This window comes from Mycobacterium sp. (assembly GCF_019243155.1).
Classification (GTDB): Bacteria; Actinomycetota; Actinomycetes; order Mycobacteriales; family Mycobacteriaceae; genus Mycobacterium.
Window position 1 is genome coordinate 1 of record NZ_JAFAUS010000440.1, and the last position, 3,768, is coordinate 3,768.

At 64.7% G+C, this 3,768-nt stretch carries 3 protein-coding genes and 1 pseudogene; all 4 read left to right on the top strand.

What is annotated here, in order from left to right; translation table 11 throughout:
- Positions 1–316, top strand: a pseudogene (locus JOZ00_RS22715) (mammalian cell entry protein); the annotation flags it as partial.
- Entirely contained in the window at positions 313–1,731 is a 1,419-nt protein-coding gene (locus tag JOZ00_RS22720) for an MCE family protein (RefSeq protein WP_293348367.1), read from the top strand. The pseudogene JOZ00_RS22715 and the gene JOZ00_RS22720, both read left to right, overlap by 4 nt.
- 77 nt (positions 1,732–1,808) lie before the next feature.
- Positions 1,809–3,134 (top strand): MCE family protein, encoded by a 1,326-nt coding sequence (locus tag JOZ00_RS22725; protein ID WP_293348370.1) that lies wholly within the window; start codon positions 1,809–1,811, stop codon positions 3,132–3,134.
- Positions 3,135–3,768: MCE family protein (locus tag JOZ00_RS22730; RefSeq protein WP_293348373.1), on the top strand; the 634-nt coding region annotated here is incomplete at its 3' end.

Below are 3,768 nucleotides of genomic sequence, written 5' to 3' on the forward strand. Positions count from 1 at the left end.
TAATCGGGTGACCGCGATGCTGGAGAAGAACCGCGACAACATCGCCCAATCACTGCACGGTCTCAGAAAATTCGCGATCACCACTGGAGAGGCCATCTCCGGTATGTACGCATACCAGGCGTTCGCCCCGAACTTCCTTGTCCCGCAACTCTTCCAGGAGTTGTTCGACTACCTCTGGGGATTCCGCACCTTCGACACTGCCAAGGGTCCTGGCTTCCCGTCGCCGGTGCCTCGGGCGCTGACCCCTTGGCCGTACAACTTGATTCCACAGTGCCCTGGCTGCACGTTGGGTGGACGGATCGGAGGGTCGCAATGACCTCTCGGATTCCGCGCACGCGGGTGACGGCCATGGCAGCGGTGCTCTTGGTCGTGCTCATCGTCGCCGGCGTTGCCGTCCTGGTCCGTAATACGTTCTTCGGCCCACGGACGATTACCGCCTATTTCACCACCGCCACCGCGATCTATCCCCACGACGAGGTGCGGGTTTCGGGTGTCAAAGTCGGCAACATCAAATCCATTCAGCCGCAGGGCACACAGGCCAAGATGACCCTCGAGGTCGACCGCGGTGTGCCCATTCCCGCGGACGCGAAGGCAATTATCGTCGCCCCGAATCTGGTGGCCGCCCGCTACGTTCAGCTCTCGCCGGCCTACCGCGATAGTGGGCCGGTCATGCGCGATGGCGCAGTCATCCCGGTCGAACGCACCGCGGTGCCGGTCGAGTGGGACGAGGTCAAAACCCAGTTGATGCGGCTGGCAACGGATTTGGGACCCAAGAGTGGGGTGTCGGGTACGTCCGTGGGCCGGTTCATCGACAGCGCCGCCAACGCGCTGGACGGCAACGGCGACAAGCTGCGGCAAACGCTCGGCCAATTGTCAGGCGTGGGCCGGATCCTCGCCAACGGCAGCGGCAACATCGTCGACATCATCAAAAACCTGCAGACCTTCATTGGCGCGCTGCGCGACAGCAATGTCCAACTCGTGCAGTTCAACGACCGCCTGGCCACGCTCACGGGCGTGGTCAATGACAGCAAATCTGACCTGGACGCGGCGCTGACCGATCTGTCGACGGCGGTCGGCGAGGTGCAGCGATTCATCGCCGGGACTCGCAACCAGACCAGCGAGCAGGTCGCCAGGCTGGCCGATGTCACGCAGAACCTGGTCGATCACCACATGGCTCTGGAAAACATTCTGCACGCGGCGCCGAACGCATACGGCAATTTCTTCAACGACTACAACGCCGACACCGGAACCATCGTTGGAGGATTCGGCCTGATGAACATGTCGAATCCCACATGGGGCGGTCAGGTTCTGCTGTCCACAGCGGGCTGCACGCAAATCGGCGCCGTCGAGAACATCACTGCGGTCGAAACGGGGAAGCTGTGTTCCCTGTTCCTCGGACCCGGATTGCGGCAGACCAGCTGGAACAACTCGCCAATACCCATCAACCCGTTCATAGCCAAATCGGTTGACCCGGCCAGGGTTCTCTACACCGAACCGCGCCTGGCGCCCGGCGGCGAGGGCCCGAAACCCGCAGCACCCGAGATCCCGCCCGCGGTTTCGGCGTACACCGGTCTGCCGGGTGACCCGGTGGGACCGCCGGGGGCGGTGCCGCCGGAGCGCATACCGGGCGCGGCGATGCCGCTGCCGCCGCCACCGTCGACACCGATGCCGCCACCGCCCCCGCCGAGCGCGTCGGAGATGCTGCTCCCGGCAGATGGGCCACAACAATGATCGCCCGGATGGCGGCCCTGCGACGATGCGGGCGCTCGGCCCGAGGAGGAGCTGGGCCATCAGGTCTAGCAAGGCGGATGTTCGCCGTGGGCTGTTGCGTGGTGTTGACGTCGACGGGGTGCGCGTTCCACGGCCTGAATTCACTGCCACTGCCCGGTGCGGTCGGGCGCGGGCCGGGGGCCAACATCTACCACGTCGAACTCCCGAATGTCGGTACGATGGAGTCGAATTCGCCCGTGATGATCGACGACGTCGTCGTCGGCAGCGTCGGCAACATGCGGGTGCAAGCCTGGCACGCCGACGTCGAGATCTCGGTCAAGCGTGATGTGGTGGTCCCGGCCAACGTGGTAGCCGCCGTCGGTCAGACCAGCCTGCTGGGCTCGATGCATATAGAGCTCAATACGCCGCTCGGCCAGCAGGGAACCGGACGATTGCAGCCGGGCGCCACCATCCCGCTCAGCCGGTCATCGACCTACCCGTCGACAGAGCAGACGCTGTCGTCGCTGGGCGCGGTTGTAAACGGCGGTGGACTGGGACAGATCGGGGAGGTCATCCACAACTTCTCGGCGGCCCTGTCCGGGCACGAGGGCGCGGTGCGTGACCTGATTACTCGGCTGGACACCTTCGTCGGGACACTGGACGATCAGCGAGACAACATCGTCGCGTCCATCCAGGCGTTGAATCGGCTGTCGGCCACCTTCGCCGATCAACGTGACGTTGTCAGCGAGGCGCTGCGCAAGATACCACCGGCGCTCGATGTACTAATCCAGGAGCGGCCGCGTCTGACGGCCGCCCTGGATCATCTTCGCGTGTTCAGCAATACCGCCAACCGGCTAGTGAACGACGCGCAGGGCGACCTGGTCAAGAATCTCAAAAACCTGGAGCCGACCATCAAGGCGCTCGCCGACGTCGGACCGGAGTTCGGCGCGGCGGTCGCGGCGGGGTTCGTGTTCCCGTTCACTCAGAACTTCGTCGACCGAGCGGTCCGAGGCGACTTCTTCAACCTGCATTTCGATTTCGACCTGACGATCCCACGGCTCAAGAAGGGGTTGTTCCTGGGAACCCACTGGGGGCAACTGGATATGCCCGTGCCACCGGTGCCCGGAGACCCGTATCGCCTCAATTACACGCTCGATCCTCTACATAACCCGTTGAGGCCGCCGTGGATCGATCCCAATGCGTTGCCGCTGCCCCCGCCCCCACCGGGTGCGGTGCCGGCACCGGGACCGGGGAATTACGGACCGCTGCCGGGACCGCCGCCTGCCGCTGCTCCGCTGCCGGGGCCGCCGCCGGGTGCTGCTCCGCTGCCGGGGCCGCCGCCGGGTGCTGCTCCGATGCCTGATGCCGGTCTTGGTCAAACGCCGCCTCCCGCGGAGGCACCTGGAACGGGAGCGGGTGGATAGATGCTGACGCGCTTCGTTCGTATCCAGTTGGCGGTTTTCGCGATCGCGGGAACCATCGGCGTTATCTCCATGGTCCTCTTCTACATTCAAGCGCCGACCCTGCTGGGCATCGGCCGCATGACGGTGACGCTGGAGCTGCCGGCCACCGGCGGCCTGTACCGGTTTTCCAACGTGACCTACCGTGGGGTTCAGCTCGGCAAGGTCACCTCGGTGGGCTTGACGCCGACCGGCGCGAAAGCGACGCTGTCACTTAGTACTTCACCTAAGGTCCCCGCGGACCTGACAGCGGCGGTGCTCAGTGTCTCCGCGGTGGGTGAACAGTATGTGGACCTGCAGCCCAAAACCGATTCGCCGCCCTACCTGCACGACGGCTCGGTTATCGCGGTGCACGACACGACAATTCCGCAGCCGGTCGCCCCAATGCTCGAGCAGGTCAATGCCTTGGTCCAAAGCATCCCGAAGACCAAACTCAGCCAATTGCTCGACGAGTCCTTCCAGGGCTTCAACGGCACAGGCTACGACCTGGGGTCACTGCTCGATTCGTCGAAGACGTTGTCCCGCGATGCCAACGGCGTCGTCGATCGCACCCGAGCCCTCACCGAAGACACCGGGCCGCTGCTGGATACCCAAGCGC